This window comes from [Phormidium] sp. LEGE 05292, from assembly GCF_015207735.1.
In the GTDB taxonomy this organism is placed as follows: Bacteria; Cyanobacteriota; Cyanobacteriia; order Cyanobacteriales; family Aerosakkonemataceae; genus Floridanema.
This window is the reverse complement of the sequence record NZ_JADEWG010000002.1, coordinates 25017-51016: the sequence shown is the minus strand read 5'-3', so window position 1 is coordinate 51016 and position 26000 is coordinate 25017. Positions and strand designations below refer to the sequence as shown.

The window sequence follows — 26000 nt, the reverse complement described above, 5'->3', positions numbered from 1 at the left end:
AATTTGAAACAGAATATGCCAAATTATTTGACCAAGAAATGGGCACACCAGCCAAAACATTTAGATAAGAGCCTTTTTGAACTGGATACCAGTAGTTTCCGATCGAAAGGGTATGTTCCGAAAGCTCTCCTTTGTTGGAAAAATGAGCCTATTTATCATACCGAGAGGGAAAAGGCAATCACTGATTGCCTTTTCCCTCTCCCCGACCAGGTGATATTCTCTTTCTTTTGGGATAAATTGAGTATATTCGCTCATTGACATTTGCCCCACTTTCTTAACCTGTCACGAATGACGCCATCCCACTATGTCGTCCCAGGATCGCTCGTAACATTGGTTTGTATACAACACCCCTTCGATTTTACAAATTTACTACTTCGTGCCTTAGCCTTAAATTGACGGCGTGCACCTCTGATTTCAGTAATTTGATCTGATTTATTTAGATGTGAACCAACCTCTCGAATTTTTACTGGTGAAGAAATTGGTGGAGTCGTTATCATTCCAATGTTGTAGGGGCCAGAAAACGGAAAACAAACTATATCATAAGATACTTCATGTTCTTTGTACCAACATTGAATATCTGCAATCATCTCCTTAATACCCATACGGCAAGGAGACCAGAAATTACAGCATGGTACTATAAGAGTTGGTCGTATGATTGATGCTAGCACTAACTCTGGCAATGCCCCGTCTGGATGTAATCCAAGTAAAAGATCATAGTAAGCTGCCATCTCAACTTTGAAGTATGTTTTACGATGAAACACACCTTTTAGGCTATATTCACGAGGATCAATAACTTCACACTCAAAGTTATACTTCTTTTTGAGAAGCCGGCTTAACATTCCTTGTCCTCCAGCGACATCAGCTATATACTTAACATTATTTGTGAAATAATTTCCTACAAAATCAGCTAGATCATCAAAACGCCGATCATCACCGTGAAAAAGTGCTTGTTTTCGTCCCATTTGTGTTTGCTCCCAATTGATATTTTATGATTTATCAGTTTCTCTTGTCGCACTGCTCCCACCCATAATGTGCTTCTTTATAATCACAGTCCAGTAGAAGTGCTGCCGTAAAGTCGCGCCATGCCAAATTTACAAATCCTTGTTGCAAATATTTCCATCCACGATTTGTATGTTCTTCAGGTGAATGACGGAGTAGATAAAGGCAAATTGGGTCATTTGATATCACAGATAACATATCGTAAAAAAGTTTCTTCACTGTTGAAATTTTATTAAGACGAGCATAGTGCCAGATTGACTCCATCAAGAGTAATGGGTCATCTGGAAAACATTGAAGAGCATCTGCTAATATTTCAAGTCCCGCATTTGGATTACCTATCTCAAAGTAGCACCGAGCATAATTAGCAAGATCCTGTGGTTTCATCTCTTGAGCTTCACAATAATATGAGATTGCCAATTTATATTGACCAAGACAAAAGTGATAAAAAGCTGTATTAGCTTCATCATCTAAAAATTTTTTTATGCGGTTTATACTTTCAAACTCTGTTGTTAATTCTTGCTCATAAAACCGAAATTTGTTTTCATAGTACTCTACAATCCTAGCAAGAGCATTTTCTAAATAATTAGATTTAGCTGTATTCAATGATTGTCGTGAAAGTTGTTCCATTAAAGTAAAATTTTGTCGAGATTCTTCCCATTTTGATGGTGAGCGATCGGGATGATCGAGATGATACCCAGTTGCTGAAGGAACTGGAATAATAAGAGCACCTTCACAAATTGCCAGCGTACCGATCCAAGTGTCTTCCCATCCCCATCCTTGAAATTTTTCTTCAAAGCCGCCTATACGGTTTATCAAACTGCGCCGCATACTAAATAACGCACCATATACCATACGCGGCAAAGTCCAGATTTCATCACTAGGTGTAATAGTGTCAGTTAGCCAGAGTTTTCTCCCATCACCCAGAAGTTTCAAATGCTTAGTCACTTGCATCATGTTTTCTGGCCATCCCGGCCAATCATAGTGATAGCGGTTATCATCCCAAAATTTTGGTAAATGTCCGACAAGGTTCTGGGCTATATCTAACGAAACACCATGAATATTGCTACGAAAACCGATTAAAACTACTTCTTCTTCCAGAACACTATGGCGTTTTACTAGTTCACTTATTGTATGAACTGACAAAATCATATCAGCATCGCAAGAAATAATTATATCTCCCGTAGATGCTGCAATTCCCGTATTCATTGCATGAGCACGTCCAAAATGTGCTTGTCTTATGACTGAGTATTTAAGACCAATACGCAATTCAATCAGCGCTTCAAAAGTTCCATCAGAAGAGCCATCATCTACAACTATGACTTCAAGTTGGTCAGAATGTCTATTATTAAAGCTACTTTTGGCTAATGCTTTTAGGCATACAATTACTGTATCTCGACAATTATATGAGGGTATAATTATTGATACTGAAAGAAAAGATAAAGATGTTTGAATTTGCTTAATCGAGTTGTATGGATCGAGAACCAGTGATCCATAGCCATATATCTCATAATTTTTTTCTAATTTAGAATAATCATTGTTGCATTCTAGAATTAGGTCTGATACATTTTTCATAATTAAATGTAGTAAAAGATATTAACTTTTCTCTTGATTTCTGACTATCAGTCCTTTATTATACCTGAACTACTCTATAAATTACTACCAGTCGCTTGCTGTTTTTTGTAGGATGGGCATTGCCCATCGTGAAAAGCTGATTCTCCTGTTGGTGGGCAATGCCCACCCTAGCTTACTCCCTTCCCGCCAGAAGATTTTGTATTTGGGGGCGGACAAGTTAGACGATCGCGCCCAAATAGACATCTCCAAAAACTACCAAAGCCTTTCTAATATTGGTTTTTGACTACCTGCCCCCTAAAGGGCAGGTAGTCAAAAACCAACGGTTACATAAGGCTTTGACAGTGTTGCAGTCAAAATGTGGTAGATTTTTTAGGTAATCTTATTCCATATTCAAATCCAAACGTTAGGCTTTTTAGCTACTGAGAACGAGCGCACCTATCCGCCATCTAATTAATCCGCATACAGCCAGAATTACTGGTTCATAAGTTGTCGATTTTAACCGGAATCTTTCGGCTGCTATCCGGAAAGTTTTCACGAGTCTAATTAAGTGTTCTACCACCACTCTTTTTCGAGCTTTTTTTTGATTATCTTGTTTCTGCTCAACCGTGATACCTTTATTTCTAGTTTTCTTATGAGGTGTGTCAATCGCTGGTTCTCCTACATAAGCTTTATCTCCTTGAAATTTTTGGTTATCGCTTAACTCCCTGGCTCGTTCTCGCCAGAGAGTTATATCGCTGGTTGCACCAGGTTTTCCTACTGCTACATCCACGAGTTCTTTACCTGTGGGCATCACTATAAATTGGTTTTTAAATGTGTGCTTTTTCTTCTTTCCTGAGTAATACTTTTTTGCTCTTGGTACTCTGTTGGTCTTTCCCTTGGCTGCTCGCAGCTATCCACTATTAATTCAAATTGACTTAATATTTCTTCAATCCATGCCCACTCTGAGTCGTTTTTTTTTACTTGTTCTACTAAGGACGCTGGCAACAGTTCTCTGAATATTCCCAGCCAGTAATGAAATATATAGTTGGCCGCTGATTCGCTCACCCCAAACTGAACTCCTAACATCTGGAATGTCGGCAAGTGATGTAGATATACTAACGTTAGGAGAACTTGGTCGGTTACACTTAACTTAGCCTGTCTTCCCCCGCCAGCGTAAGATTATTCTTGTTTTCTTTTGTTCGATTGCTTTTTGTTTTTGATTATGTAAGCTCTCCGCTTGATTGATTAACTCAATTAACCGTTCATAGTCTAAACCCACTAATTTCGGTTGCTTGGTACTATCTCAAACGTGATAATGGTAAGCGAGAAAAACGTTTTGTTTTATCTCCTAAACCCCTGAAAGCTAGTACGATTAAATGGTGGGGCAAGCGGAGGTGGCAGATCGAAGGATGGTTTAAAACGGCCAAACACCGTTTTGGCTTACATCGTTTCGGTCAAGGTTCATTGCTGGGAATGTATCGTTGGCTCATCCTCTCTCTAATTGCTTATCTGCTCGCTCACTGGACTTATTTATTAACTCAACGATCTGATTTACCTGATTGGGGTGAGGCTGCACAAACTGCTGTTGAATGTTTGTTTCCTCAAATACTTGTGTCTCTTTTTTTACTTGAGCTTCAACGATTGATTCCTCTTATACGTAGTCTCGGTTTTGACATCTATTTTTACAGGTGCAAGATCTGAGCCCCCAACGGACGCGAATGCCTGCGGCAGGCTACGCTAACGCATCCGCAAAGGATCGAAGAAACACAATCAGCTGAAATCCATCAACCATAGGGGTTTGAGAATGTGTTTCTTAGGAGTTATAATATTATATGCTACTAAATCAAACTTAAATACATAAAGTTATGGCCTATTATATAAAGGACGATCACCGTATTGAATCTGAAATACTAGAGATTGATGTTGTTTCACACTGTAATCTTTCTTGCCGAGCTTGTAGTCATCTATCCCCTATATCCAAAACTAGATTTTCTGCTCCAGAAGCTATTGAAAAATCACTAAGAATTTTAGCCAAGTCTTATCATGCTCAAACCTTGAGATTATTGGGTGGCGAGCCACTACTTCATCCTTTATTAACCGAAATTGTTCTCAGAACAATTTCTACTGGTATCGCAGATAAAATCAAGATTGTAACTAATGGCATCCTTCTTGGTAAAACTTCTGATGATTTGTGGAAGTTAATTGATGTTATTGAAATTTCTTCTTATCCTGGCTTTGAAATCTCTACTGAAACCCTTAATAAACTATATATTCGGGGAAAAGAATTTGGAGTTGACATTGAAAACAAGACTTACAAATTCTTCAGAGAGTCTCATTCTGGTCTAGGTACGGATGATATAGATTTGATAAGACGCATTTATTCAACTTGCCAAATTGCACATCAATGGGGCTGTCATTCAGTGCATGAAGGATACTTTTATAAATGTCCTCAGTCCCATACCATTAATCAAAATTCTAAAGATTTATTCAAAGATGGTATACCTCTTGATGGGAGTTCAAATTTGTCAGATCAGCTAAAAGAATACCTTGCATCTGATGAGCCATTAAGAACTTGTGCAAAATGTTTGGGAAGTGTTGGTCTTGTATTTTCTCACGAGCAGTTAAAACGCAAAACTTGGGAAGATAAGCAAAAAGTTCCGCTAGAAAACTTGGTAGACTGGGACTTTCTTGAACATCTTGAAAATATCAATCCTGATGAGGAAAATGGTTGTTATACTTAGAACACAAATTTTTTAATGTTTTTAAATAGTTTTAATCACATTTTAGTTTGAGTAACAAGGTTTTCCATTGTAGTAGAGCTTTCACACATGAATTAGTCAGGTTTTCCCAATCAATATTTTCATGCTCTAAGCAAATATAATTGCAATGTCCATCCATTATTAAAATTCCGTTATCAATAAAACATCTCTCTAATAAAGCACGTTTCTTAATATTTTTTACTATTAATTGGCTATATCGCAGTTCAAATAATGCTCCACTAAACATAGGAACCACTTTAACAAATTGAGACACTTGAGCTACGTCGATAGCCTTGTTGATTGTATTACAAACTCGAATACCAGTTCGTGGTAATTGAAGATAACCGTTCCATTGAGTCATTAAACTGATCTGTGCTACACCTGCTGCCGCACCAAGTGTATCTCGAGAAAAAGTGCCGCCGATACGTGAATCTGTAAAGTTCCAATCATTAACATTCTTGACCATTAAAGATGCTAGAGGAATACCATTGCCAATAGCCTTGCCTAATATAACGAAGTCAACATCTACATTCTCATCCATAGTAATTCCACCAGGATTAAGTCGCCCAGAGGTTTTAGTTTCATCGACAATTATGGCTACCCCTCTTTTACGGCAGAGTAATTGTAACTGTCTTAATTTATCTAAAGCATTGTCTCCTAATGCATAAAAATCACAAATAAAACATGATATATTTTTCTCGTATTTAACTAAGAGTGATTCAAGTGTAGAAATGTTGTCATCCAACCAATTATAAACTGGTTCCATATTGCTAACCCCACGCATACCCTGGGTAAAATATAGAGATTCACGTTCCAATGAACCTCTAGGAGCGTGCCATTTAGGAGTACAAGCAAGATGAACATCATGCCAACCAATATAACCACACCGAATTATGCCTTTTTGTGTGAATCTCATGCCTACTAGTCGCAACGCTGCTGCAACTGCCTCAGAGCTGCTTTTGAAAAGACATACCGTTTTCCAATTTGGATAATGTTGTGATAAGAGTTCACAATACTCAGTATGTATGAAACTATATGTTGGTAAAAGCACTCCTTTAGTGAGTTGTTCAAGAAGCATACTATTAAATTCAGAGTTCGCATGACCGATTGACACTGGACCTAAACCGAGAACAAAATCAAAATACTCTTTTCCCTCAGTGTCAACAACTATTCCTCCAATGCCTGAATTAAAAAAGATTTCCTTTCCATTTGTGGTAATAAATTTTCTTGTTGTTCCGGTAATTGGCAATGTCAAATTCATGTTAAGAACTCATTTAGAAATCAAGGTCATATCGAAAACAGCTACTTCTTTCTAATTTTACAATTAGAAAGAAGACGATGGCTCGTGGTTAGAATTTGAACGAGAATTAGGTAGCCACCTAGTACAAGTGTACGATCTCAAGCCAAGAACAGCCCGTCTGGATAGCACCAGTGCCAGCACCTACTGTGGAGTCAATCCTGATGGCTTATTTCAGTAGGGTCATAGCAAAGATCATCGTCCCGACTTGACCCAAGTCAAACTGATGTTATCAACATTAGATCCCTTGGGAATGCCCATTGCCACAGATGTATTACCAGGAAATAAAGCTGATGACCCCTTATATATACCAGCCATTGAACGAGTGCGTTCGACATTGAAACAATCTGGCTTACTCTACATCGGGGATTGTAAAATGGCTGCCCTCTCTACTCGTGGGGCAGTAGTGGCCAACCAGGATTATTATTTATGCCCCCTGCCTGCGACTCAACTGACAGCAGGAGAACTGGAAAATTACCTTGACCCTGTGAATTCCTTGCAGCAAGTCCTAACTACGATTGATTATGATTATGCCAATGGCATCACCAAAAAAATTGCTACTGGTTATGAAACTCCACTGACCCGTAGTACAACAGTTAACGGTCAAGTTGTTACTTGGACAGAACGGCTGTTAGTTGTTCGTTCCATAGCAGCAGCTGAATCGGGAGAAAAAGCGCTGCTGTCGAGATTAGAGAAAGCACAATTGGCTTTGGCGCAGTTGAATCAACCAAAACGGGGCAAAAAGCGCCTCACTAATCTGTTATCGTGGCAAGAAGGTGTGTGAACTGGTATTAATTCAAAATTTATCAGGAATTAGAGGGGGACAAAATGAAAAATTTATTGCCATTTTTTAATGATAATTAAATTATTTAATCATTAACTAACAGGTAAACAAATCTGCTATAATTGAGGAGTAAAAAATCTAATGTCAATCAGCTTATGACTCCCAGTTCTCGAAAAAAAGCCAGTAAGCATAAGCAATTCAACCTGGGAAAAGTTAAAAGACAAGAAATCATTGCTAATTTTTCGGGAGGGAGAATCACTTCAAATGCCGGAATTATTTTAATAGCTGAATTAGATAAAAAATTAAAAATAGACTAAATAGCTCGTCAATAACTGACCATATATATGTGCAGTCTATTTTTTGATGAAAAGTTTTTTGAATACGTTTTAGTAACGGTTTGGTAAATTTAAATTAAATTTTTCTTGGGCATCTGTTTCCCTATCCCAAGTTTTTCAAAAAGTTCAATTTTTCATCCCCAAATCAGCTTTTCAAATTAGTTTGTGAGAAATGCGGGTAAGCTCCTTGTCACGGACTTTTTGTAACTCAATATCGTGCCAAAAAGTTCCATCATCCTTAGTTAGAGCTTGAGCCAACTTAGCCAGTTCTTCATCTGTAGGGGTTTGCCCTGCATAAATTGCTTCTAGCTTGTCTGGGTCTAATTGTGCCTTTGTTGCTAGCCTTTCCAGTGCCAACCGCTTAGGCAATCTGGGTTGATTTTTAATTTCTAACTCGATTAAGGCAGCGATCGTCAGTTCTTCAGTTCCTAACTTATACTTCCCTGTTTGCGGGTCAAGACGTTCAGCAGCAATATCAAATAGTTCGTCTTCTGTGAACGGTTGACCCGTTACTGGATTAATCACAAAACCAACTGCAGCAATTGCTACTACAGTGTTGTGTTTTGGTTCCTTTGCCCCATTTTCAAGCGTACTGATAGCACCATCGCTCACTCCATACGTGGGGCTGATTTGTCGAGTCAAGTCACTAACGTGCCGTTGGCTCCATCCTAGCCTCTCTCGAGCTTGCTTAACTAACTGACCTAATTGTTTGCGTCCGCGCTTTGTCCAGAACTTAGCCAACCCAATTCTCAGCGAATGAAGACTCATAAGTTCAATATCGAATTAATCAAGGAGACTTTCAAGCTTTTACTTGCGAACTGGAGTGCGTAAATATTTTTAGGAAAGGGTTGCGAACTTAAGTTCGCAGATGTAAAGTAGAAGAAATTAACCTTCAAAATCTGGCAAGCCAACATCGGCAAATACGAGACCTAGCAATCTCCAGGTTTGTTCTACTCCTGCTGCCCTGCCAGTACCGAACCCAATTAGTTATTCACCCTCTCAACTCCTAGCCTTCAAAGCAGAACTATGATCACTGCTCTGACAGATTCGTGCATCCAAAAAAAGCCAGTTGTGCCATGAATCCTCAACCCTGCCATTCTGAACCCAATAGCCCAATAAGCTGGGCTACCGCCCCCAAACCAATTCTGCCACCCAATGCCCCCACAGCAGGCTACCTCTGCGGCGGAGGCGGCATCATGACCGCAGGCTTTGAAACAGCAGGAATCCACAGCCTGTGGAATATAGACCACGACACTAGCGACCCCTTCCTCAGCCAAGCCATCGCCCAAATCTACCAAACCAACTTCCACCACCCCGTCATCCGCCAAACCCTGCAAAAAGTAGCAGCCTCCGATCGCTTCAACGACCTCCCCACCCCTGACATCCTCGTACTCACCCAATCCTGCAAACACCTCTCCAAAAGCAACCCCAAAGCCAAAGAAACCCAATCCGACATCGACACCGCCACCGCCGCAATCAAGGCATTCCAAACCTTCCATTCCCCCCTCCTCATCATCGAAAACGTCCCAGAATACCAACAATCCACCAGTTGGCAACTCATCAAAACCGCACTCATCGACCTGGACTACCAATTCACCGCCAAAATTCTCAACAGCGCCGATTTCGGCATCCCCCAACAACGCCATCGCTTTCTGGCTATCGCCCTAAAAGGGAGTAGGGAGTGGGGAGTAGGGAGTAGGGAAGAAAACTTTCCTCTCGTTCCCCAACCAACTGCGCCACAACCTATCGGCTGGTATGAAGCCATCTGCGACCTCCTACCCCACCTAGAAGACATCCACCCTACACCTGCCCAACTGCAACGCCTCACCAACTTACCATCCCACTTCCTACAACAACCCTTACTAATCGAACGAGTAGGCGCTTATGGCAACCCCAAAGTCCGACTTCCCCACGAAACCAGTTGGACAATCCGCAAAAGCATTTGGTTAGACCAGCGCCACAACAGCCGCGCCAACGCCATCAACATTCGTCTACCCGATGGAACTTGGAAAAACTTAGGCATTCGCGGTGCAGCCCGTTTAATGACCATTCCAGATTGGTTTTGGCTGCCAGATGAAGCTTGGATTTCAGGTTCAGCCATCGGAAACGGCGTACCCTCCCTGCTAGCAGCCATCGTCGCTAACGCAGTTAAGCCTTATTTACCCACAGCATATCCAGTAGCTTTCTCACACAAGAAAGTAGAAGTGCTTCCTGCCATACAGGAAAGCACTTCAAACAAACAAAAAAAAGCGAATGAAATTCTAACTCAAAATCAACCCACCGGGAGCATCACCATGCAATCAACCACCACTTCTACCTTCCTCGACAACTACAACTTCCCCCCATTAACCAGCAGCCAAACCATCGCTCTAGCGAGAGAAGTCGTCGAATTGGGATTTACCCACACGGGAGCGATCGCTAAACTAAAAGAACAAGGACTAGAACTAGGCTACAAACTCCTCGAACTACTGGAAGCCCTCGGCGAAGCAGAATTCAAACAACTCCTCAAACACTGCTTTCCCCCCGAAATCGTCCGTTACTACCGTAACCTAGTAGCCCAAGCCAAACTCATCGAGAAATGTCCCCAACTCTACGACCAAATCCTGAATATGCCCATCTGTCACGCAGCAGCCTTGCTAGCGGGGACAGAAGAACAAATCGAACAAATTTTAACCGAAGATGCCAAATGGACGGTATCCCTCATCAAACAGAGAATAAAAGCAGACAATTTCTCCATCGCACCCATTACAGAAATAGCAATTGGTAAACCAGTTAAGATTTTAGCTTCGGACTCCGAACACTCCGGTAATCTCGCTATCGTCGAAAACATCCAAGAAAACCAAGATATTTCAGTTCAGCTATTATCTGGGGAACTAATAAAATTCGACTTTTCCTCAGTCAAAGCAATCGACCCAGACACCTATCTTGAGTTAACAGCAATTTTAGCTACATCCGCCAACCTACACGAACAATTCAAAACAGCCGCAGATAGCGGGGACGAACGATTAATCAACGAAATCGAGCAGAAGCTATCGAAACTCGATAAATGTCGCCGCCAATTGACCACACGGTTGGGATTATCAGACAAAGCAGCCAAAAACTTAGCCAATACTATTACATCTGACTTAAGTCAAAGTATAGCAACACAGACAGACTGCGATCGCGTTTTCCGAGTTTGGGATATTCGAGAAAATGACAGAGAAGCTATCCTGACCAAAGCCGAGTTATTAGCAAAGCTACGAACAAAAAACGTAGATGCCCAACCTACTACAGGAGAAATAGCAGTTGCAGTGGCAACTTGCTTACAAAAGCCTACCACCAAACACGGTGGTGGGGGAATTCCTATCACCACGCGGGAGTACAGCCAGTTAACCGAATTAGTGCAAGAGAAAGACTCCGTAATTCAGCAACTAAAAGCTGAGTTAGATGAAACCAAAGCTAATCGCGAAAATAACGATAAAGATGATAATATCTCCTCGCAATTAATGGTGATGCAGCAGCAAATCGAATCACTACACCAAGCCTATGAATCTTTAGAAAAGAAATACAGCGAAGCTATTTCCGAACTAGAGACATACAAACAAATTTTGCCAAGTCAACCAGACTCTAAGGATGAGGTAAAAGCTCAAACATTTGAGCCTGGTGACATCGTGCGGATAGTCAAGAGTCCAATCGATGCTTTAATCAACGATATTGGCATATTCAAGCAAGTAGAAATAGAAAATACCATCTGTGGGCCAAGAGAGCAGGCAGTAGTAATTTTAAGACCTAGTACGAAATTTCAAATGCCTGTTTACATCAGTAATTACCAAGAATCGCTTCTCAAAATGCCGTTAACTGAAGCGGAATTAAAACAGTTAGTACAAGCAGAATATTTAGCAAATAAAAACCAAGAATTATCTGAAATAAACGAATACTTTGGCGAGCAGATAAATGAAGCAGTCTACCAATTAGGTCGCTGTCTCGACCGCTTGGGAGTACCAGGATGGGATAAAGAAGGCGAATATGTCGATGAAAGTGGATTTACCCATCAAAAAGGGAAAGCATTATCACAAGGCATAAAAGCAATGGCAGAAATTTTAGCCAATGTAGAACCTTGTCAGGAAGGTTTTCCGGAAGAAATAGAGTTTTAAATAAATTTCAAAAATTGAACCTAAAGCGTGCAAAATCATGCTAAAAGCAGCAATTCTTCTTGAGGACAAGATTCTTGACTACCCTGGCTATTACAATTGTGAGAGCCATTGTCGGGTCAGAATATATTTTCTGCCCGAACAAACAATCGTAATAGTTAGCGAGAGCGAAACAAACGAAGGTACATCTGTTACCAACATGGCAGAGGGAATAGCTACCCTCGTGGCATACCAATATGAACTCGATGTCAAAAAAACAATCTGGATAGAACATTATCCAGAACAAAATAATGGCAGAAGCTCTCTGTTTGTTGAATCATTTAGTTTAGTTGAATTTGATTGGGGTTGCCACTATCCTTTCCCTAACCAGCGTGCAATTCAACCAATCAAACTAAAAGCCAGCAATCCTCAATGGAAACATATCGGCAAGACAGAAGTCCAGCAATTACTTGGCATACCTTTATAGGTAGCAAATAACCATGAATAAAAGCGTTGAGAATGACACCTTAGTGATGAAGCATGAAAGGAAACAAAAACTATGACAGACTTACCGTGTTGGTTAAAAGGAAAAGCGATAGCTGTAGCAGAAGCGCTGATTGCTGATGGATTTTGTTACTGCGGTGAAGAAGAAGAATTCTGTGTTAATCAACACTTAGAAGCGGTGGGCGATTGGTTAATAGGTAATTGGCACTACGTCATCGATGCTATTACGGATGGGGCGCTCTTTTCCAAAGATTATAACGACAGTGAAGACTGCGATATCAATAAGGAAATAGAGCAGCTTAAGCAACTAATCGTTAAAACAGAATTAGATTGGGACTCTTGCATAAATGAAGGTCAACTAAGCTTATTTTAAGCAGATTTGATGAAAAGTTTCTAGCCAAGCCAGAAGATACCCGAATGCTGCGATAAAGCAAGAGTTTGCCGCCACTTAAGCTAAATACCGAATTTACCCCCTTGGTTAACGCCTGGGGCATTATTGTAGGAGAAAACTACCATGTCCAAACTACCCAAAAATCCTGACCCAATTCATCCCAAAGAATTCCGGAGAAAATACAACTTTTCCGTATACCAGATGCACAGGTTATCTGGTATACCCATCGAAACATTAAAGCATTATCTAGCCGACCAAGATACCAGAAAATATGTAGAACCGAAGCCTAATATTTGCTTACATTTTGGCGAAATAGCAGCCAGATTAAATAACCAAAATCTTTAATAATTCAAAATTCAAAATTCAAAATTCAAAATTAAGACCATCAATTTAAAGCCAGGGGCTTGAATAATGTTGAAGAGCGCTTTTTCCTTTTCCATGTTTTTAAACCGGGGCTTGTATCCTTAATTAAACAATTCAAAATAATTTCTTTTTTTTAAATTTTGAATTTTGCATTTTGAATTACCAAAATCAAGGGTCATAATAACCTGTTTAGGTGAATGTGACCCTCCCCGCTACCGAGCGGTTTTTTTATGCTTATTATATGTCTACTTCTCGACAACAAACATCCCAAAACTTGCCAACACCTCGACGCTATATTCGCCAAACTGTATCCTTACCCGTTCCGAGGACAGAAGCTGGAATAAACGTTTTAACGTTGAGGAAATTGCTAGGGATAAACACGAGAGATACCATTAACGCGCACTTAAAAGCCTTGGGATACTTTCGATACTCTCGCTATGAAGAGAAGATTCTGTCTTGGAGTCAAGTAAAAGATGTTCTCGGCTTGCATTTGTGGTTAAGATTGGGAATTTCTCAACATCTGGGAGAACGCACCCATACTCGTAAAACTTATATCGCTTTGAAGGATGCAGGATTAGCAGAACAAGCGCTTCTATTAGAGGGTATTGACCTAGAAAAACAATTTCAGGAGTTAAAAAATGAGTACCAACAACGGACAAGCACCAGTAAATTCTGAAACTCAACAAAAGATTGAAGAAGTGATTCGGAACGCCCATAACGTTCGGAACACTCAGAACAAAAAGGCTAAAAAACCCAATTATGAGGATAGTTCTAATGAAGAACTATCCAGTCAGATAAGTAGCCAATATGCAGAGATTGCCCAGCAATTAGTAGAAGCAGACAAGTCAGCTACCGAAGCAAGAATTAAGGCTGGTATCGTCAAAGGGATGAAAGAGATAGCTGACATTAATGCAGGCGTACAAATCGGTTATGCGCTTGGTTTGAAACAGGGAACAGTGCAATCTACCAAGAAGATAATTGAAGATTTGGACAAACTACGAAATTTTTCTTACGGTCAAATTGACTTAGAAGGAATTTTGACCAACTTTTTACCTGAAGCTACCGAAAAAAAACCTCCATTGTTGATGGTAGAAGTGGAGACGATAGGCTTACTACCATCACAGATGAACTTCGGGATATTCGAGAACTAGAAATTAGCATCCTTAAGGAAATTCAAGTTCTCAGAAAAGAACTATCAACCCAGCAATTCAGTCAGGGAGAACAACAAATAATGTGGCGAAAATTGGTGAATCTATTTAATCAACTGAAAAATTTACCTCCCAATTCTTCTGATTGCTGGGATTTTCCTTACCTTTCTATGCCGTGAAAGGTGCAGGGGAGCAGGGGAGAAAGATTAGCGACACTAATTCTAAGGTGGATTGATAGAAAATGAAACAACAGTTAACTGGCCAAGAAATTGTCAAAATCTTGAACGAAACTAGGTACGAAAACAGTAGCGATTGGGTATTTGTAAAAAGCAAATATTCTAGCGACTACGTAGTGCTATCCAACGAACAATTCTGTCCTACTGCGCCGAGTCGAATCGATATCGAACTGGCTGAATTATTAGTCCAACAAAAGTTAGCCCGACTAAACGAAGGAGGCTTTCATGGAACAAGATGAATTTCAAAGAATACAGGCTACTGCTTTGTATCCGGGAGTGTTGCTACGTTCGGAAGCTTTCGTACCTTGCGACTGCACTTCCACGCCAATTGCTACTAACATCAGTCCGAGTAATACTAATGCCAAACCTATCTTTTTGGTGTTGGGATTGCTAGTAATTTTAGGATTTGGTTTCTGTTTGGGTTTGCAGATGATGGCGAATCAAATCTCTTTGATGAATAAGCAGAACCAAACCTTGCAAGCACAGAACAAATTGCTGCAAACTCAAAATGCTCAAATTACTAAAGAGTTAAAGCAGACTCAAACGGCAATTTTTAACTTCAAAAAGTGTTTGGCTTCTTCGGGAATTTAGTCATTGGTCATTAGTCATTGGTTATTAGTAATTATTTGAGTTCTTTGGAATTTAAATAAAACGATGCGTATCAATAGCTTTTGACCAATGACCAATGACCAATAACTAATGACTAATGACTAATGACGAATCAATTTTTGCAGGGGTTCTAACTAAATGGGTTATTTTTCAGAAAACTACTTTGGAGACAGGCTACCAGCCAAACGTACTTTTAGTGAAGACGAGGCGAAATCATTGGCTGTACAGGCGAAAGAATCGAAAAAAACGGTCAAGTATACCAAACGAGGGTATAAAGCATTATCGGATATCGCGATCGCTTCTGCTCAAAACCACGTCGCTTGGAGGGCAGCCCAGGTACAACACGGGAAAGCCGCGACGATGGAAGCGAGTGCGGACGCAAAGGCAATTCAAGCATTAGGCCCACTGGCAGTCAAACACGCTGAAGCACTGTCGAAAGCTAAACAAGCTGACAAGCAAGCAGAACAAGCTGTTAAAGAATACTCGAATCAATTCATGCAAGAGTTTTCTTTATTTGGTCTGAAGATTAGCTAATTCTTTTCTCTCGCCTGCTTCCTGCCTCTCCATTTTCCTTCATGTCTTTTATCCATCCTGGTTTTCTATTCTTCACCGCCTGCTTCCTAACAGGCTGGTCTATTTTCTCGCTACTGCATTCGATTCTGCGAATTTCTGCTTTCCCCAGTCGAATTACTATCGTCAGTTTGGCAATTCAAGGCTTAATCGTTTTCCTGATATTAATTGGGATGGTTATTATCACGTTAGTTCCCAATACAATATCCCAACTAACTAAAAGTAGTCCTAGCGCTTTGATTCTGCTACTGGGATTGTTAGGAGTTTCTGCATTAATCGGTATTATTTGGGTTTGGTTTTAATTGGGTAGTGGGTAGTAGGTAGTGAGAAAGATTGATTATTATATATTACCTGTTACTTATTATCTCTTACCTATTACCTACTACCTACTACCCACTACCTACTACCAAAAAATGAAAGGACCAACACAACTTTGGCAATTATTCAACACACAAAATGATAGAGAAGAGTGGCACCGTTGTGGTTTGCAATTAGTTGGTGTTGCTACTTGTTTGGGGGCATCACTTTTCTTTCCGATTTCTCAAATCGGTTGGAATGGTAATAATATTGCTAAAATAGCCTGTTTTAGTGCAGGTAGTATTTTAGGTGCCTCTGCTATTTGCACTTCGTTGAGTTTGTGGAAGAAAACGCCATATCGAAATGCTAATGAAAAAGCACGGGCGACAGTCTATTGCAATGCTTTGGGGGCAGTAGTAACTGGACAAGAAATCATTGATAGACAATATTACGTACCTGTTGTTGGTGAAACGATAACCCAGGAAAATATAAGGCAACTGCCTTCAAGAGAAGAACAAGAATCTAATCAGAATAATATTGCTGAGGCGATTATTAGTTCATTAGCCGAATTTGATGCACCAGTCTCTTTTGTGGGTGAAATTGTCAGTCCGACTTTTATTCGCTATAAAGTCAAACCCCAACCGAAGATAAAGTTTAATAAAATTCAAGATTTAGCCGAAGATTTAAAGGTGGGAGTAGGGCTACCAGATACTCCGATTATCATGTCGCAGTCGGGCTATATTTCGATTGATGTACCCAGACAGGATAGACAATTCGTACTATTTTCTCAATATAAAAAAGCCGATAAAAGTAAACTGACAATTCCAGTTGGGGTTAATTTAGAAGGTCAATTGGTAGAGATAGATTTACAAGAACCAGAAACTTGTCATGGACTGGTAGTGGGAATGACTGGTAGCGGTAAGACTGAATGGTTTTATTCAGTTATCGCTTTTGTCATAAGCAATTATTTACCAGTGCAAGTCAAGTTAGCTTTAATTGACCCCAAACGCAGTAAGTTTAGTAAGTTTGAAGGGATTCCTTGGTTACTTAGACCGATATTGAAAGATAAGGATGAAACTATCTCGTTCATGCAGTCATTAGTGGATGAAATGGAGAAGCGATATAGACAATTCGAGCAAGTTGGTGTAGGAAATATTAACCAATATCAGCAAGCTGGATATTCGATGCCAATTATTTTGGTGTTGTTTGATGAATATGCTGATTTTGTTGCTGAAAGTAAATCGAAGAAAGCTTTAGAAGAAAGTATTGAAAGATTGGGACAGAAAGCTAGAGAAGCAGGGATTCATTTATTTTTAGGAACGCAGCATCCATTGGAACGAGTGGTATCGTCAATTATCAAGGCTAATTTACCAGTAAAAATTGGCTTAAGAGTGGATTCGATTGTGGCTTCTTTAGTTGCTTTAGACCCACCGCCAATCGCTCACTTATTGCTGGGTAAGGGAGATTTAATTTGTAAGACTAATAAGCGAGAAAGATTGCAAGGGCTTTTGGTTGATGATTGGAATGCCGTGTTTAAAAATGTGGAGAATGTCGAGGGTTCTAAAGATACTGTAACTCAGGTTAAAGCAGAACAGAATACAGAACGTCGAGAACATCCAGAACAATTGCTGAAAAGCTCGGAACAGGCTCAGAACAAGGGTGGAACGTTGAGAACATCTCAGAACGTTCCGAACGTTCAATGGTCTGAGAACATACTCGACCAGTATGAGAAGGGAGAATTACCTCAAAATGTTCCCTTGTTTAAGGGGAGAAAAAGAGCGGAAAATATGCTGCTATTTAGAGCTATGAAAAGGAGGGAGTGGGGCAAGATAAAAACGATTCGGGTGGCTTGGAAGTTGGAACGGGGTGGAGGGCCGCAGTATAAGGAGGCGGAAGCTACTTATGATAAAATGTGGGCGGAAGCAGAAATGTTGGATGAGAGAGAAGTGTTTCTGCGAGGTCTTAAGTATTTGAAATGGCAAGAGAAGGGAAAGTTGCCAGAGGTGCAGTGTGTTTATTTCGTGTTTGATGAAGACTATGAATTGTATTATGTTGGCTGTACTACTAATCTCAAGCTTCGGTTTAATTCTTTGAAGTATCCAGAACATCATCGAGAAAATCAAATCGAACAGTTATTGGTGGAGGGGAAAAAACCTGGGATTGGTTGGGAGGTTTGTAATGAGATTGAACGCCGGGAAAAAGAGTTTATTGATAGGTTTAAGCCTTTGTGGAATAATAGTCCGGTTCCTTAAAAAATAAATTTGAACGTATTTTATGAAAAACTTAACTTCCCATATCTTTCAACAGGGATTACTCGTGGAAGGGTTTTATACAAATGAAACGACATTCCAAATTGGGTAAATTATTTATATTTAACTGAAATCTTGGCTAAGCATAGTTGCTTATGCAGAAAGTAGGAAGCGCATTGTGATAAAGAATGGTTTAAATTAAATATTTACTGAAAGAAAGCATTCCGCTCTCATCGTCAAAGTGAATTAGACTCACCGCAAATTAACTTAGAACTGTGTCGTTGGCAGCAGGAAAAACATTATGAGTGAAACGCTCGGCTTGATTGGCGTGGGAAATATGGGTCTACCATTAGGTCTTAACCTGATTGAATCAGGCTACAAGCTGCGAGTGTATAACCGCACTCCCGAAAAAGCCCAACCCTTAATAGACAAAGGTGCTCAACTGGTATCTCGCCCAGCAGATGTCATCGAACCGGGAGGAATAGTATTCACTATCCTGGCCAACGACTCAGTACTAGAAGCTGTCATACAGGGAGAAAATGGTATTTTGAGCCAGTTAGGGGCTGGAGGCATTCATATATCCATGAGTACGATCGCTCCAGCTACTGCCGTCAAATTAGCAGCTGCTCACGAGGAACAAGGCGCTACTTACCTGGCAGTACCCGTGTTCGGTCGTCCCGAAGCAGTTGCCGCTTACAGAGTATCAAACTTAGGGCGATCGCCAAAGCCTCAGACACTTGCGATCGCCCTCATCCCCGAAACTTATTAATTGAAATACTTTGAAATGTTCGCTACCAAGCAAAACTCAACACAGAGCCGCAAAATCCTCTAGACGAAGATGCCACATATTGCCAATTCCAGCCATCGCAGTTTCTTAGCTTACCGTGGGAATTAAATTAGAAGCATTGGCATCTCCATGCAAGGGTTGTAGAGAATTGACTGAGCGCTCGATCTGAGATAATAAATTATCATTTGCCATCAAATCCCTCTACTACCTGTTGCAGCGCACGATTTAGATCTGGAAGCGCTTCTAAATTCAAACAAAAAACATCCTCAAGTACAGCACGTAATTCAGCTGCTTTTGAAAGAATATGCCGTTCTAATCGGCCATCTAAATAATGCACAGTTAATTGATTATTTCGGAGTGCATAACGACAATGGAGAGCGGGTTTAGCTGCTATGAGCGAGGTAACGAACAGCGAATTTGGGTGAGTTGAAACATACCAATTGCTCACTTCATAGTCGGGAATTTGTTGCTCATTAAGTGCAGATATAGCGAGTATAAATGAGTTGTACAATAGGGGAACTCGTTGATTTAGATGGAAAAGCCAAACTTTTGATTTAGAAATCGTGTGAAGTGAGTTGTGTTGGTAATTGCGCGATCGCGCGTTTAAAAGGAGCCGGATCGTCCAAACCAAGCGATAAAATTAATGAGCCTTGAATAGCAATTGCCGCATCTTCTCCCCGTTGCAAAGCAAGTTCCTCTTTTAGACCAGATTCAACTAATACATTCGCGATCGCATCAATCCAAGCTTGAAGTAAAACTTTGACTTTGGCGTGAAATACATCTCTAGCCGAACCCAACTGCAAAATAGCAAATAAACAAGGTTGCTCTCCCCCTTCATAAAGTTCGTTTAAACGTAAGCACATTCGCGTCAATTTCGTCAAGGCATCTCCTTCACCCTGAAGTGCTGGCAAGATATTTTCCCTCGACCATCGTTCCAAATAATCCAACACTGTTTCGACCATTTCATCCTTTCCCCCTGGAAAGTGATGGTAAAATTCAATTTCGTGGGGGTTCACCTGGGTTTTTAAAGGTGTTGGACGAAAAGACTTTAGGCTTCTCTGACTTTTCGGGAAATGTGCAATACATCACGGTAGGTAATCTCTCCGGTAATGATAAAGCATTCCTGTTTCTAATGGATTACCGTCACCGCAAACGGCTAAAAATTTGGGGACGTGCCGAATATGTAGAAGGCGATACTGCATTAATCGAACGGTTAAGAATACCTAATTATTCTGCTCAAGTAGAACGGGCAATTATTTTCCACGTAGAAGCAATCAGCGAAAATTGTCCCCAACATATTCCCATCCGCTATTCTGTTAGCGAAGTCCAAGAAATGATAGCTCCTTTACAAGCTCGGATTGCACAGTTAGAACAGCAGTTGAGTGAGCGATCGCCACAATCTGAATAATCCTATAATTTACAATTTTAATTAGGAAAAATATCAAATGGAAACTAGACCGCCTTTACCTCCGTTTACTTTAGAAACCGCTAGAGCGAAAGTGCAAGCAGCTGAGGATGCCTGGAATACTCGCGACCCCGAACGAGTTGCCTTAGCTTATACGGAAGATTCAGTTTGGCGAAATCGTACCGAATTTTTCACCGGAAGGGAAAAGATTCGCGAATTTCTTACCCGGAAATGGAATACAGAACTGGATTATCGATTGAAAAAAGAGCTATGGAGTTTCACTGATAATCGCATCTCGGTTAAATTTGAATATGAATATCACACCGATTCCGGTCAGTGGTATCGCGCTTATGGTAACGAACAGTGGGAATTTGCACCTAATGGATTGATGCAACGGCGGGAAGCTAGTATCAACGATCTGCCGATTCGGGAGTCGGAACGTAAGTTTCGGTGGGAACGTTAGCGGAAGAAATATCATTGACTTCAACTGTTGGAAAATATAAGACCTACCCAAGCGGAAATCCCTACTCGTTAAGTAGAGAGTTCATACGGATATATTGGTTGGCATCAGGCACAATTTGGAAATATGGCTAGTTCCCAGAAGGCTAGTTATTTATTTCAAAAAAAATCATCATGAAAAACCCGTTACAAACAAGATTGTCTTCAGCCCTAAACCAATTAATGGGTAGGAATTTACTCTCAGAGCATACCAGAGATGTTTTATTGTTTGACTGTGCCAATGCTGCTCGTGACATTGCATTTATGCTCGGTGGTGAATGGGATGGTTGCAACAGTATTGTGATGCCTTCATCTGACGAAGTAGCTGTTAATACAGCCGCTAACTTGGTAGGAGCATCTTGGTGCTATCAAGGAGCTTCGACTGTCCTGTTAGCTAGATTGAGTAAGGATGAACTTTTGAGGCGATACGCAGTTGGTGAAAGGAATTTCGCTAACGCTAACTTGAGGTGTGCTGTGCTTTGCTCAGAAGAGTTAAGCCAATGCAACTTAACTTACGTGAAATTGAATTTTGCTGAGTTGAGTCGAGCAAATCTGACTGGAGTGGACTTAACTGGAGCAGATTTGAGCGATGCTTCTTTAAGTAAAGTCAATCTGAGTCAGGCTTCCCTGTATAGAAGTTTGTTGATAAGAGCAAACCTCAGTCAAGCTAACCTAAGAGGAGCTAATTTTTTCAAGGCTTCCTTGAATGATGCTTGCCTTCAGGGGGCAGATTTAACAGGTGCGAATCTGAGCTTTGCCGATCTAAGAGGAGCTATTCTTGATGAAGCTATTTTAAGTGGAGCTAACTTAACTGGGGCTAAGTTAACGCAAGAGCAGTTGCTTTCCCGATCGAGTTGAGATGTATGGAGCAAGCTGATAGTGTGTCGATGAATTACTCCATCGCGATCGACTTTCTCAAAAATTGCGACCCTATCCTGGGAAGACTTATTGACCGAGTTGGTGTATGTCAATTGGATCGGCATCAACTGGAGGGAGATTTGTTCTTTTGCCTATGTCGATCGATTCTTCATCAACAACTTTCTACTAAGGTAGCTAAGGTTATCCACCAAAGATTTCTCCAGCTGTATCCTGATAATGAGTTTCCTTCGGCACGAGATGTCTTGGACACGCCGGATGAAGTTCTCCGTCGCGTGGGTATTTCGCGTCCTAAAATCTCTTACCTCAAAGACTTAGCACGTCATATCAATGAGGGATTGCCTACGCTTGAAGAGTTGGAATTGTTGGACGATGAGGCGATTATTAAGACTCTGACGCGGGTCAAAGGTGTCGGACGCTGGACTGTGCAGATGCTGCTGATTTTCCGTCTCCAGCGCTGGGATGTACTACCTGTGGATGATTTAGGCGTGCGTGCAGGTATGAGGAAACTCTACGGTCTGGAGGCGCTTCCCGACCGCAAGGCTACAGAACGCTTCGGAAGAAGGTGGAAGCCTTATTGCAGTATTGCTTCCTGGTATTTGTGGCGTAGTCTGGAATTAGAGCCAGTTTGAGGATGGCTGGAAATGAAAGTGGGTGATGAGGTTTTGGAAGAAACAAAGAAACAGTTCGTCTAAATTGGGTTTAACCAAGACGAACTGAATCAATTTATGGCTGAAAGTCTGACGTTATTAGCTTGACAACATCAGCATGGGCTAATACCACATCAGGACTACGTTGCAGAGCTGCATCATACTTGATTGCAAAATCATTCCCCCATTCGTTTGGTGCAAGCAAAGTCCGAACATCAGTAATGAGAGTGGCGATCGCTTCCTCTGTCACAGGCTCATCAGCATTGAGCAAATTATCGATTTGCAAAATTAGTTGGGAAAGTTGATGTAACCAGGCAAATCGATCGTGATTAATTACCAGCTGTAGCAGTTCCCCACGAGAAACATTTCCTCGCACTTGCTCGTAAGTTATACGCTCAACGTTCAACAACATTTTGTGCAAATGCAGTAATTTAATGCGTAAGTTGCTCAAAAATTGATGTTGAAGAATGCGTTGAATAAGTGTGTTAACCATTAATTCGTCCCATCCTTCCTGTTTGGTAGTCTTCGAGTGCTTGCAAAATTTCGGCTTCCGTATTCATCACGAAAGGCCCGTAGCGCACTACTGGTTCATTCAACGGTACTCCGGCAATCAGTAGTAAATCGAGCGGTTGTGGAGCATCAGCAGGGTTAGCAATTACAACCTCATCCCCATCTGGTGCGAACATTACCATCTGCCCATCATTACCGGGTTCTTGTTCGGTGCCGAACAAACCAGAACCATCCAATATATATGCAAAAGCGTTGTATTCTTTCGGTACTCTTTGGACGATCGATGCACCGGGTTGCAGCGTGAAGTGCAAATAAATAATCGGCGTGCGGGTTTCAATTACAGCCAAAGCTCCTAACGCTTCTCCAGCGATCGCACGCACCGTTACAGATCCATCTTCGCTTTGAGCTACCGGAATTTGAGCCGCGCCAATTTCTTGATACCTCGGCGCGATCGTTTTGTCCCGTTGTGGCAGGTTGACCCACAGTTGAATCCCATGTAGCCGTCCACCTGTACGAGTAAATTCTGCTGAAGGCATTTCTGAATGCACCACCCCTGCCCCTGCCGTCATCCACTGCACGTCGCCCGGATTTAGCATTCCTGTATGCCCGAAGGAATCTTTGTGTTCCAACTGCCCATCCAAAACGTAAGTGACGGTTTCAAAGCCCCGATGGGGATGATCTGGTGCGCCTTTTGCCTGACCGGGTTTGAGGTTAATGGGACCCAATTCATCGAGGAGAAGAAAGGGATCGAACTGTGAAAAGCTGCTTTTAGGGAAGGGACGACGTACTAGGAACCCTTCTCCTTCTAAGGTTTCAACGCTATTGATGATTCCGGCAACGGTTCGCAGCGTTTGAGAAAGCACGGTCATACTATTGCCTCCTGGGAATCAGATTTTTTATATCATTTGTCTTATATCTGATTAATCATATATTAACATAGGAGTATATAAACTTGATGAGTAGGGCTTGTATTCCTTGAGAGTTCGGTAAACCGTCTATGTCTCTTGCCTACGTTATTCTCGGTCTACTTCAGCAACAGGAGCGGACTGGTTACGACTTGAAAAGTGAGTGCTTTGATGACTGCATAGCACATCTGTGGCCAGCAGATCTCGCACAGATTTATCGCACGTTGGACAAAATAGAGGTGCAAGGTTGGATTACCTGCACGGTGGAAGTTCAGTACGATCGCCCCAATCGTAAGGTCTACCGCATTACACCAACAGGTGAAGAGGAATTGAATCAGTGGCTTAGAACTCATCAACCCCTACCAATTTGGCGAGAACCATTGTTGGTGCAACTCTACTTTGCCGCCCAGCTACCCAATGAAGCGATTATTCGTTTGTTGGAGCAAGAAATGGAAGCAAGACGGAAGAAATTAGACGAGTGTAAGGCTCACGATATTAATTCCTCGAACGATCCGAAAGTATCTCGCGAGGAGTTCTTGCAGCAGTTGGTACTGGAGTTGGTAACGCGGCGAGAACAAACTTATCTTGACTGGCTCGATGAAGCTATAGAAATAGTCCGAATCCAACCTGAATAGTAGAAATTTTATAGTGGGGAAGATGATGTAATCCCATCCACAAATAGAAGCGATCGCTTCTGGTGAGAGGGAACCTTTGAACCTATTGTAATTTTCGCCTTAAATCATCTAAATTTGGGCAATTCTCTCATTATAATCGCTCTTGGAGTGCGTTCTCTTTGTCGGCGGTTATCAAGCACTGGGCGGCGAGGAGTGCGCCATTGCTGTGTATGGCGATGGCAATGGCTCGGGCACGGGCAACCACATCGGGTTGGAGTGCGTGTAACAGAGCGCTCGTCAGAGAGTCAGTGGTTGGTGTGCCTCCTTCGTGTGCGGTTCCGATGCCCAGGTGGTGAATGCGTTGCGCCCAGTAGTGCTGGTCGTACATCTGGGGGATAACCACTTGAGGCGCACCATCTCGTGCGGCGGCAGTGGTGGTGCCCGCGCCGCCGTGGTGGACGACGGCTGCGACTCGTTTGAACAGCGCCTGCTGGTTAACCTCGCCGATGGCCAAGCAGTCGGGTTCGTCGTCCACAACAGACAAGTCAGCCCAACCACGGGACACGATCGCACGGTGTCCGATCGCACGAGCTGATGCGATCGCCACCTGGCTGAGGTTTTCCGGCGTGCGGATGCTGCCGAAGCCGAAGTAGATGGGCGGGGAGCCAGCGTCGAGGAATGCCTCCAGTTCGGGGGAGAGTGGACGCTCGTCCGGCAGTATCCAGGCTCCGGTCTGGAACACGGCTCGGTCAGCGGGGTCAGGCCAGGGTGCCAACGTCGGGTCGGCGGCTAGCCAGGGTCGGTCGGTGAAGATGTGGCTGCGTACATCATCGACCGCTCTGAGGCCGAGTGATGCCCGATGGGAGTTAAGCAGGACACCCCACATATCGTTCCAGCGTCGTGCATCCAGATCCCACAGTTCTCGGTAGTCGGCTATTGCGGGTACCGACGTGTCTCCCAGCATGGCCAGTACGGGTGGCGCGTGGTGCGGTGATGGCAGAACGGTCGGGCAGTAGGCGGCGAAGATGTACGGGATGCCCATCCGCTCTGCTACTGAGGGCGCGGCGATCTGGAGGGCTGTTGCTCCCACGATGATATCGCAGTTTTTAGCTGCTGCTGCGATCGTCTCGAATTGGATGGCGAGAGTGCCTTCCATCATCTGACGCCGCTGCTCGGGCGTGGGTATAGCTGCCAATGGGCTGGCTTTCCCGGTCGATCGCAGGAAGGGTCCGATGGGTGTGACGGGCATCCCCAGACTCTCGATCCAGTTGCGGAAGTCGGGGGGTACGCACAGGCGAACTTCTTGGCCGAGGTTCCTTAATTCCAACGCCAGCGCCACCAGCGGCTGAACATCGCCCCGCGACCCAATTGTTGACAACAGAACGCGCATTGTAACTCCTAACTCAAATTACTATTTATAATATTTAGGTTGGTAATAGTAGGTAAGTACTAAAAAGTTAAAAAGTACTCCGGAATATTTTATATTCGCTATGGCTATTTGTTATTACATATATCCCCAAAAATTGGTAATAATAAAACCTATCCGTTCAAAAC

Annotated in this window: 31 protein-coding genes and 2 pseudogenes; 22 read left to right on the top strand and 11 right to left on the bottom strand. The window is 42.0% G+C overall.

Going from position 1 to position 26000, the window contains the following annotated elements; translation table 11 throughout:
- Positions 1–302: 302 nt before the first annotated feature.
- Both IQ264_RS01115 and IQ264_RS01110 read right to left on the bottom strand, forming a co-directional pair.
- Positions 303–962, bottom strand: a complete 660-nt coding sequence (locus tag IQ264_RS01115; protein WP_193977753.1) for a hypothetical protein — start codon at positions 960–962, stop codon at positions 303–305.
- 34 nt (positions 963–996) lie between these two features.
- Positions 997–2571 carry a glycosyltransferase gene (locus tag IQ264_RS01110; protein WP_193977751.1) on the bottom strand — a complete coding sequence of 525 codons (1575 nt, stop codon included), beginning with the start codon at positions 2569–2571 and terminating at the stop codon, positions 997–999.
- 112 nt (positions 2572–2683) lie between these two features.
- On the opposite strand from IQ264_RS01110, the gene IQ264_RS01105 reads away from it, so the two are divergent.
- Positions 2684–2854, top strand: coding sequence for a hypothetical protein (locus IQ264_RS01105; protein WP_193977749.1), 171 nt, complete (start codon positions 2684–2686; stop codon positions 2852–2854).
- Between the two features lie 129 nt (positions 2855–2983).
- Here the strand turns inward: IQ264_RS01105 and IQ264_RS32565 are convergent, their stop codons facing one another.
- Both IQ264_RS32565 and IQ264_RS32560 read right to left on the bottom strand, forming a co-directional pair.
- A complete protein-coding gene (locus tag IQ264_RS32565; RefSeq protein WP_228061205.1) occupies positions 2984–3460 on the bottom strand; it encodes a transposase family protein in 477 nt (158 codons plus the stop codon).
- Complete coding sequence (locus tag IQ264_RS32560; protein ID WP_228061200.1) at positions 3364–3651, bottom strand: helix-turn-helix domain-containing protein; 288 nt, start codon at positions 3649–3651, stop codon at positions 3364–3366. Before IQ264_RS32560 ends, IQ264_RS32565 begins: the two co-directional genes overlap by 97 nt.
- A 180-nt stretch (positions 3652–3831) precedes the next feature.
- Here IQ264_RS32560 and IQ264_RS01095 point away from each other — a divergent pair.
- Both IQ264_RS01095 and IQ264_RS01090 read left to right on the top strand, forming a co-directional pair.
- A pseudogene (locus tag IQ264_RS01095) lies at positions 3832–4194 on the top strand (transposase); the annotation flags it as partial.
- Between the two features lie 221 nt (positions 4195–4415).
- Positions 4416–5291 carry a radical SAM protein gene (locus tag IQ264_RS01090; protein WP_193977747.1) on the top strand — a complete coding sequence of 292 codons (876 nt, stop codon included), beginning with the start codon at positions 4416–4418 and terminating at the stop codon, positions 5289–5291.
- Positions 5292–5322: 31 nt separating this feature from the next.
- On the opposite strand, the gene IQ264_RS01085 is transcribed toward IQ264_RS01090, so the two are convergent.
- Positions 5323–6570 (bottom strand): aminotransferase class III-fold pyridoxal phosphate-dependent enzyme, encoded by a 1248-nt coding sequence (locus tag IQ264_RS01085; RefSeq protein ID WP_193977745.1) that lies wholly within the window; start codon positions 6568–6570, stop codon positions 5323–5325.
- Positions 6571–6832: 262 nt separating this feature from the next.
- Here IQ264_RS01085 and IQ264_RS01080 point away from each other — a divergent pair, with 262 nt between their 5' ends.
- Together IQ264_RS01080 and IQ264_RS01075 are read left to right on the top strand one after the other, a co-directional pair.
- On the top strand, positions 6833–7390 hold the full coding sequence (locus tag IQ264_RS01080) for a hypothetical protein (RefSeq protein WP_193977744.1): 558 nt from the start codon (positions 6833–6835) through the stop codon (positions 7388–7390).
- A 155-nt stretch (positions 7391–7545) separates the two neighbouring features.
- Positions 7546–7701: pseudogene (locus IQ264_RS01075) on the top strand (IS1380 family transposase); the annotation flags it as partial.
- Between the two features lie 177 nt (positions 7702–7878).
- Here the strand turns inward: IQ264_RS01075 and IQ264_RS01070 are convergent.
- A complete protein-coding gene (locus IQ264_RS01070; protein ID WP_193977742.1) occupies positions 7879–8493 on the bottom strand; it encodes a helix-turn-helix domain-containing protein in 615 nt (204 codons plus the stop codon).
- 308 nt (positions 8494–8801) lie between these two features.
- Between IQ264_RS01070 and IQ264_RS01065 the strand changes: the two genes are divergently transcribed.
- The 12 genes from IQ264_RS01065 (at position 8802) to IQ264_RS01010 (ending at position 18970) form a co-directional block, all read left to right on the top strand.
- Positions 8802–11858: a DNA cytosine methyltransferase gene (locus IQ264_RS01065; RefSeq protein ID WP_193977740.1), complete on the top strand. Its 3057-nt coding sequence runs from the start codon at positions 8802–8804 to the stop codon at positions 11856–11858.
- 37 nt (positions 11859–11895) lie between these two features.
- Entirely contained in the window at positions 11896–12321 is a 426-nt protein-coding gene (locus IQ264_RS01060) for a hypothetical protein (RefSeq protein ID WP_193977738.1), read from the top strand.
- A 72-nt stretch (positions 12322–12393) separates the two neighbouring features.
- Positions 12394–12711 (top strand): hypothetical protein, encoded by a 318-nt coding sequence (locus tag IQ264_RS01055; protein WP_193977736.1) that lies wholly within the window; start codon positions 12394–12396, stop codon positions 12709–12711.
- Positions 12712–12852: 141 nt separating this feature from the next.
- Positions 12853–13074, top strand: coding sequence for a hypothetical protein (locus tag IQ264_RS01050; RefSeq protein ID WP_193977734.1), 222 nt, complete (start codon positions 12853–12855; stop codon positions 13072–13074).
- A gap of 259 nt (positions 13075–13333) precedes the next feature.
- Positions 13334–13768: a hypothetical protein gene (locus IQ264_RS01045; protein WP_193977732.1), complete on the top strand. Its 435-nt coding sequence runs from the start codon at positions 13334–13336 to the stop codon at positions 13766–13768.
- Positions 13731–14243, top strand: coding sequence for a hypothetical protein (locus tag IQ264_RS01040; protein ID WP_193977730.1), 513 nt, complete (start codon positions 13731–13733; stop codon positions 14241–14243). Before IQ264_RS01045 ends, IQ264_RS01040 begins: the two co-directional genes overlap by 38 nt.
- Before the next feature lie 238 nt (positions 14244–14481).
- Positions 14482–14715 carry a hypothetical protein gene (locus IQ264_RS01035; RefSeq protein WP_193977728.1) on the top strand — a complete coding sequence of 78 codons (234 nt, stop codon included), beginning with the start codon at positions 14482–14484 and terminating at the stop codon, positions 14713–14715.
- On the top strand, positions 14702–15067 hold the full coding sequence (locus tag IQ264_RS01030; protein WP_193977726.1) for a hypothetical protein: 366 nt from the start codon (positions 14702–14704) through the stop codon (positions 15065–15067). Before IQ264_RS01035 ends, IQ264_RS01030 begins: the two co-directional genes overlap by 14 nt.
- Before the next feature lie 234 nt (positions 15068–15301).
- Positions 15302–15619, top strand: coding sequence for a hypothetical protein (locus IQ264_RS01025; protein WP_193977724.1), 318 nt, complete (start codon positions 15302–15304; stop codon positions 15617–15619).
- A 41-nt stretch (positions 15620–15660) separates the two neighbouring features.
- On the top strand, positions 15661–15957 hold the full coding sequence (locus tag IQ264_RS01020; RefSeq protein WP_193977722.1) for a hypothetical protein: 297 nt from the start codon (positions 15661–15663) through the stop codon (positions 15955–15957).
- A 111-nt stretch (positions 15958–16068) separates the two neighbouring features.
- On the top strand, positions 16069–18204 hold the full coding sequence (locus tag IQ264_RS01015; protein WP_193977720.1) for a DNA translocase FtsK: 2136 nt from the start codon (positions 16069–16071) through the stop codon (positions 18202–18204).
- A gap of 298 nt (positions 18205–18502) precedes the next feature.
- Complete coding sequence (locus IQ264_RS01010) at positions 18503–18970, top strand: NAD(P)-dependent oxidoreductase (protein ID WP_193977718.1); 468 nt, start codon at positions 18503–18505, stop codon at positions 18968–18970.
- Between the two features lie 199 nt (positions 18971–19169).
- Here the strand turns inward: IQ264_RS01010 and IQ264_RS01005 are convergent, their stop codons facing one another.
- On the bottom strand, positions 19170–19499 hold the full coding sequence (locus IQ264_RS01005; protein WP_228061199.1) for an arylamine N-acetyltransferase: 330 nt from the start codon (positions 19497–19499) through the stop codon (positions 19170–19172).
- 43 nt (positions 19500–19542) lie between these two features.
- Positions 19543–19950, bottom strand: a complete 408-nt coding sequence (locus IQ264_RS01000) for a TetR/AcrR family transcriptional regulator (protein WP_193977977.1) — start codon at positions 19948–19950, stop codon at positions 19543–19545.
- Positions 19951–20018: 68 nt separating this feature from the next.
- Here IQ264_RS01000 and IQ264_RS00995 point away from each other — a divergent pair, with 68 nt between their 5' ends.
- The 4 genes from IQ264_RS00995 to IQ264_RS00980 all read left to right on the top strand — a co-directional run bounded on the left by IQ264_RS00995 (position 20019) and on the right by IQ264_RS00980 (position 22399).
- On the top strand, positions 20019–20396 hold the full coding sequence (locus IQ264_RS00995) for a hypothetical protein (protein WP_228061198.1): 378 nt from the start codon (positions 20019–20021) through the stop codon (positions 20394–20396).
- Between the two features lie 37 nt (positions 20397–20433).
- A complete protein-coding gene (locus tag IQ264_RS00990) occupies positions 20434–20856 on the top strand; it encodes a DUF1348 family protein (RefSeq protein ID WP_193977714.1) in 423 nt (140 codons plus the stop codon).
- A gap of 170 nt (positions 20857–21026) precedes the next feature.
- Entirely contained in the window at positions 21027–21749 is a 723-nt protein-coding gene (locus tag IQ264_RS00985) for a pentapeptide repeat-containing protein (protein WP_193977712.1), read from the top strand.
- Between the two features lie 29 nt (positions 21750–21778).
- Positions 21779–22399, top strand: a complete 621-nt coding sequence (locus IQ264_RS00980; protein ID WP_193977711.1) for a DNA-3-methyladenine glycosylase family protein — start codon at positions 21779–21781, stop codon at positions 22397–22399.
- Positions 22400–22493: 94 nt separating this feature from the next.
- Here the strand turns inward: IQ264_RS00980 and IQ264_RS00975 are convergent, their stop codons facing one another.
- Both IQ264_RS00975 and IQ264_RS00970 read right to left on the bottom strand, forming a co-directional pair.
- Positions 22494–22910: a hypothetical protein gene (locus tag IQ264_RS00975; RefSeq protein WP_193977709.1), complete on the bottom strand. Its 417-nt coding sequence runs from the start codon at positions 22908–22910 to the stop codon at positions 22494–22496.
- A complete protein-coding gene (locus IQ264_RS00970; RefSeq protein WP_193977707.1) occupies positions 22903–23796 on the bottom strand; it encodes a pirin family protein in 894 nt (297 codons plus the stop codon). Before IQ264_RS00970 ends, IQ264_RS00975 begins: the two co-directional genes overlap by 8 nt.
- Positions 23797–23924: 128 nt before the next feature.
- On the opposite strand from IQ264_RS00970, the gene IQ264_RS00965 reads away from it, so the two are divergent.
- Positions 23925–24467, top strand: a complete 543-nt coding sequence (locus tag IQ264_RS00965; RefSeq protein WP_193977705.1) for a PadR family transcriptional regulator — start codon at positions 23925–23927, stop codon at positions 24465–24467.
- A gap of 130 nt (positions 24468–24597) precedes the next feature.
- Here the strand turns inward: IQ264_RS00965 and IQ264_RS00960 are convergent, their stop codons facing one another.
- Positions 24598–25836, bottom strand: a complete 1239-nt coding sequence (locus IQ264_RS00960; RefSeq protein ID WP_193977703.1) for a glycosyltransferase — start codon at positions 25834–25836, stop codon at positions 24598–24600.
- Positions 25837–26000 lie beyond the last annotated feature (164 nt).

Excerpts from the sequence above, each read along its gene's own strand:
- IQ264_RS01020 (WP_193977722.1), top strand. The coding sequence starts at position 15,661 with ATGTCTTTTATCCATCCTGGTTTTCTATTCTTCACCGCCTGCTTCCTA.
- IQ264_RS01035 (WP_193977728.1), top strand. The coding sequence starts at position 14,482 with ATGAAACAACAGTTAACTGGCCAAGAAATTGTCAAAATCTTGAACGAA.
- IQ264_RS01090 (WP_193977747.1), top strand. The coding sequence starts at position 4,416 with ATGGCCTATTATATAAAGGACGATCACCGTATTGAATCTGAAATACTA.
- IQ264_RS01015 (WP_193977720.1), top strand. The coding sequence starts at position 16,069 with ATGAAAGGACCAACACAACTTTGGCAATTATTCAACACACAAAATGAT.
- IQ264_RS01050 (WP_193977734.1), top strand. The coding sequence starts at position 12,853 with ATGTCCAAACTACCCAAAAATCCTGACCCAATTCATCCCAAAGAATTC.
- IQ264_RS01065 (WP_193977740.1), top strand. The coding sequence starts at position 8,802 with ATGAATCCTCAACCCTGCCATTCTGAACCCAATAGCCCAATAAGCTGG.
- IQ264_RS01030 (WP_193977726.1), top strand. The coding sequence starts at position 14,702 with ATGGAACAAGATGAATTTCAAAGAATACAGGCTACTGCTTTGTATCCG.
- IQ264_RS00990 (WP_193977714.1), top strand. The coding sequence starts at position 20,434 with ATGGAAACTAGACCGCCTTTACCTCCGTTTACTTTAGAAACCGCTAGA.
- IQ264_RS00980 (WP_193977711.1), top strand. The coding sequence starts at position 21,779 with ATGAATTACTCCATCGCGATCGACTTTCTCAAAAATTGCGACCCTATC.
- IQ264_RS00975 (WP_193977709.1), bottom strand. The coding sequence starts at position 22,910 with ATGGTTAACACACTTATTCAACGCATTCTTCAACATCAATTTTTGAGC.
- IQ264_RS01110 (WP_193977751.1), bottom strand. The coding sequence starts at position 2,571 with ATGAAAAATGTATCAGACCTAATTCTAGAATGCAACAATGATTATTCT.
- IQ264_RS00985 (WP_193977712.1), top strand. The coding sequence starts at position 21,027 with ATGAAAAACCCGTTACAAACAAGATTGTCTTCAGCCCTAAACCAATTA.
- IQ264_RS01105 (WP_193977749.1), top strand. The coding sequence starts at position 2,684 with ATGGGCATTGCCCATCGTGAAAAGCTGATTCTCCTGTTGGTGGGCAAT.
- IQ264_RS01045 (WP_193977732.1), top strand. The coding sequence starts at position 13,334 with ATGTCTACTTCTCGACAACAAACATCCCAAAACTTGCCAACACCTCGA.
- IQ264_RS01000 (WP_193977977.1), bottom strand. The coding sequence starts at position 19,950 with ATGGTCGAAACAGTGTTGGATTATTTGGAACGATGGTCGAGGGAAAAT.
- IQ264_RS01085 (WP_193977745.1), bottom strand. The coding sequence starts at position 6,570 with ATGAATTTGACATTGCCAATTACCGGAACAACAAGAAAATTTATTACC.
- IQ264_RS01010 (WP_193977718.1), top strand. The coding sequence starts at position 18,503 with ATGAGTGAAACGCTCGGCTTGATTGGCGTGGGAAATATGGGTCTACCA.
- IQ264_RS00965 (WP_193977705.1), top strand. The coding sequence starts at position 23,925 with ATGTCTCTTGCCTACGTTATTCTCGGTCTACTTCAGCAACAGGAGCGG.
- IQ264_RS01070 (WP_193977742.1), bottom strand. The coding sequence starts at position 8,493 with ATGAGTCTTCATTCGCTGAGAATTGGGTTGGCTAAGTTCTGGACAAAG.
- IQ264_RS00960 (WP_193977703.1), bottom strand. The coding sequence starts at position 25,836 with ATGCGCGTTCTGTTGTCAACAATTGGGTCGCGGGGCGATGTTCAGCCG.
- IQ264_RS01080 (WP_193977744.1), top strand. The coding sequence starts at position 6,833 with ATGTTATCAACATTAGATCCCTTGGGAATGCCCATTGCCACAGATGTA.
- IQ264_RS01060 (WP_193977738.1), top strand. The coding sequence starts at position 11,896 with ATGCTAAAAGCAGCAATTCTTCTTGAGGACAAGATTCTTGACTACCCT.
- IQ264_RS01055 (WP_193977736.1), top strand. The coding sequence starts at position 12,394 with ATGACAGACTTACCGTGTTGGTTAAAAGGAAAAGCGATAGCTGTAGCA.
- IQ264_RS00970 (WP_193977707.1), bottom strand. The coding sequence starts at position 23,796 with ATGACCGTGCTTTCTCAAACGCTGCGAACCGTTGCCGGAATCATCAAT.
- IQ264_RS01040 (WP_193977730.1), top strand. The coding sequence starts at position 13,731 with ATGAGTACCAACAACGGACAAGCACCAGTAAATTCTGAAACTCAACAA.
- IQ264_RS01115 (WP_193977753.1), bottom strand. The coding sequence starts at position 962 with ATGGGACGAAAACAAGCACTTTTTCACGGTGATGATCGGCGTTTTGAT.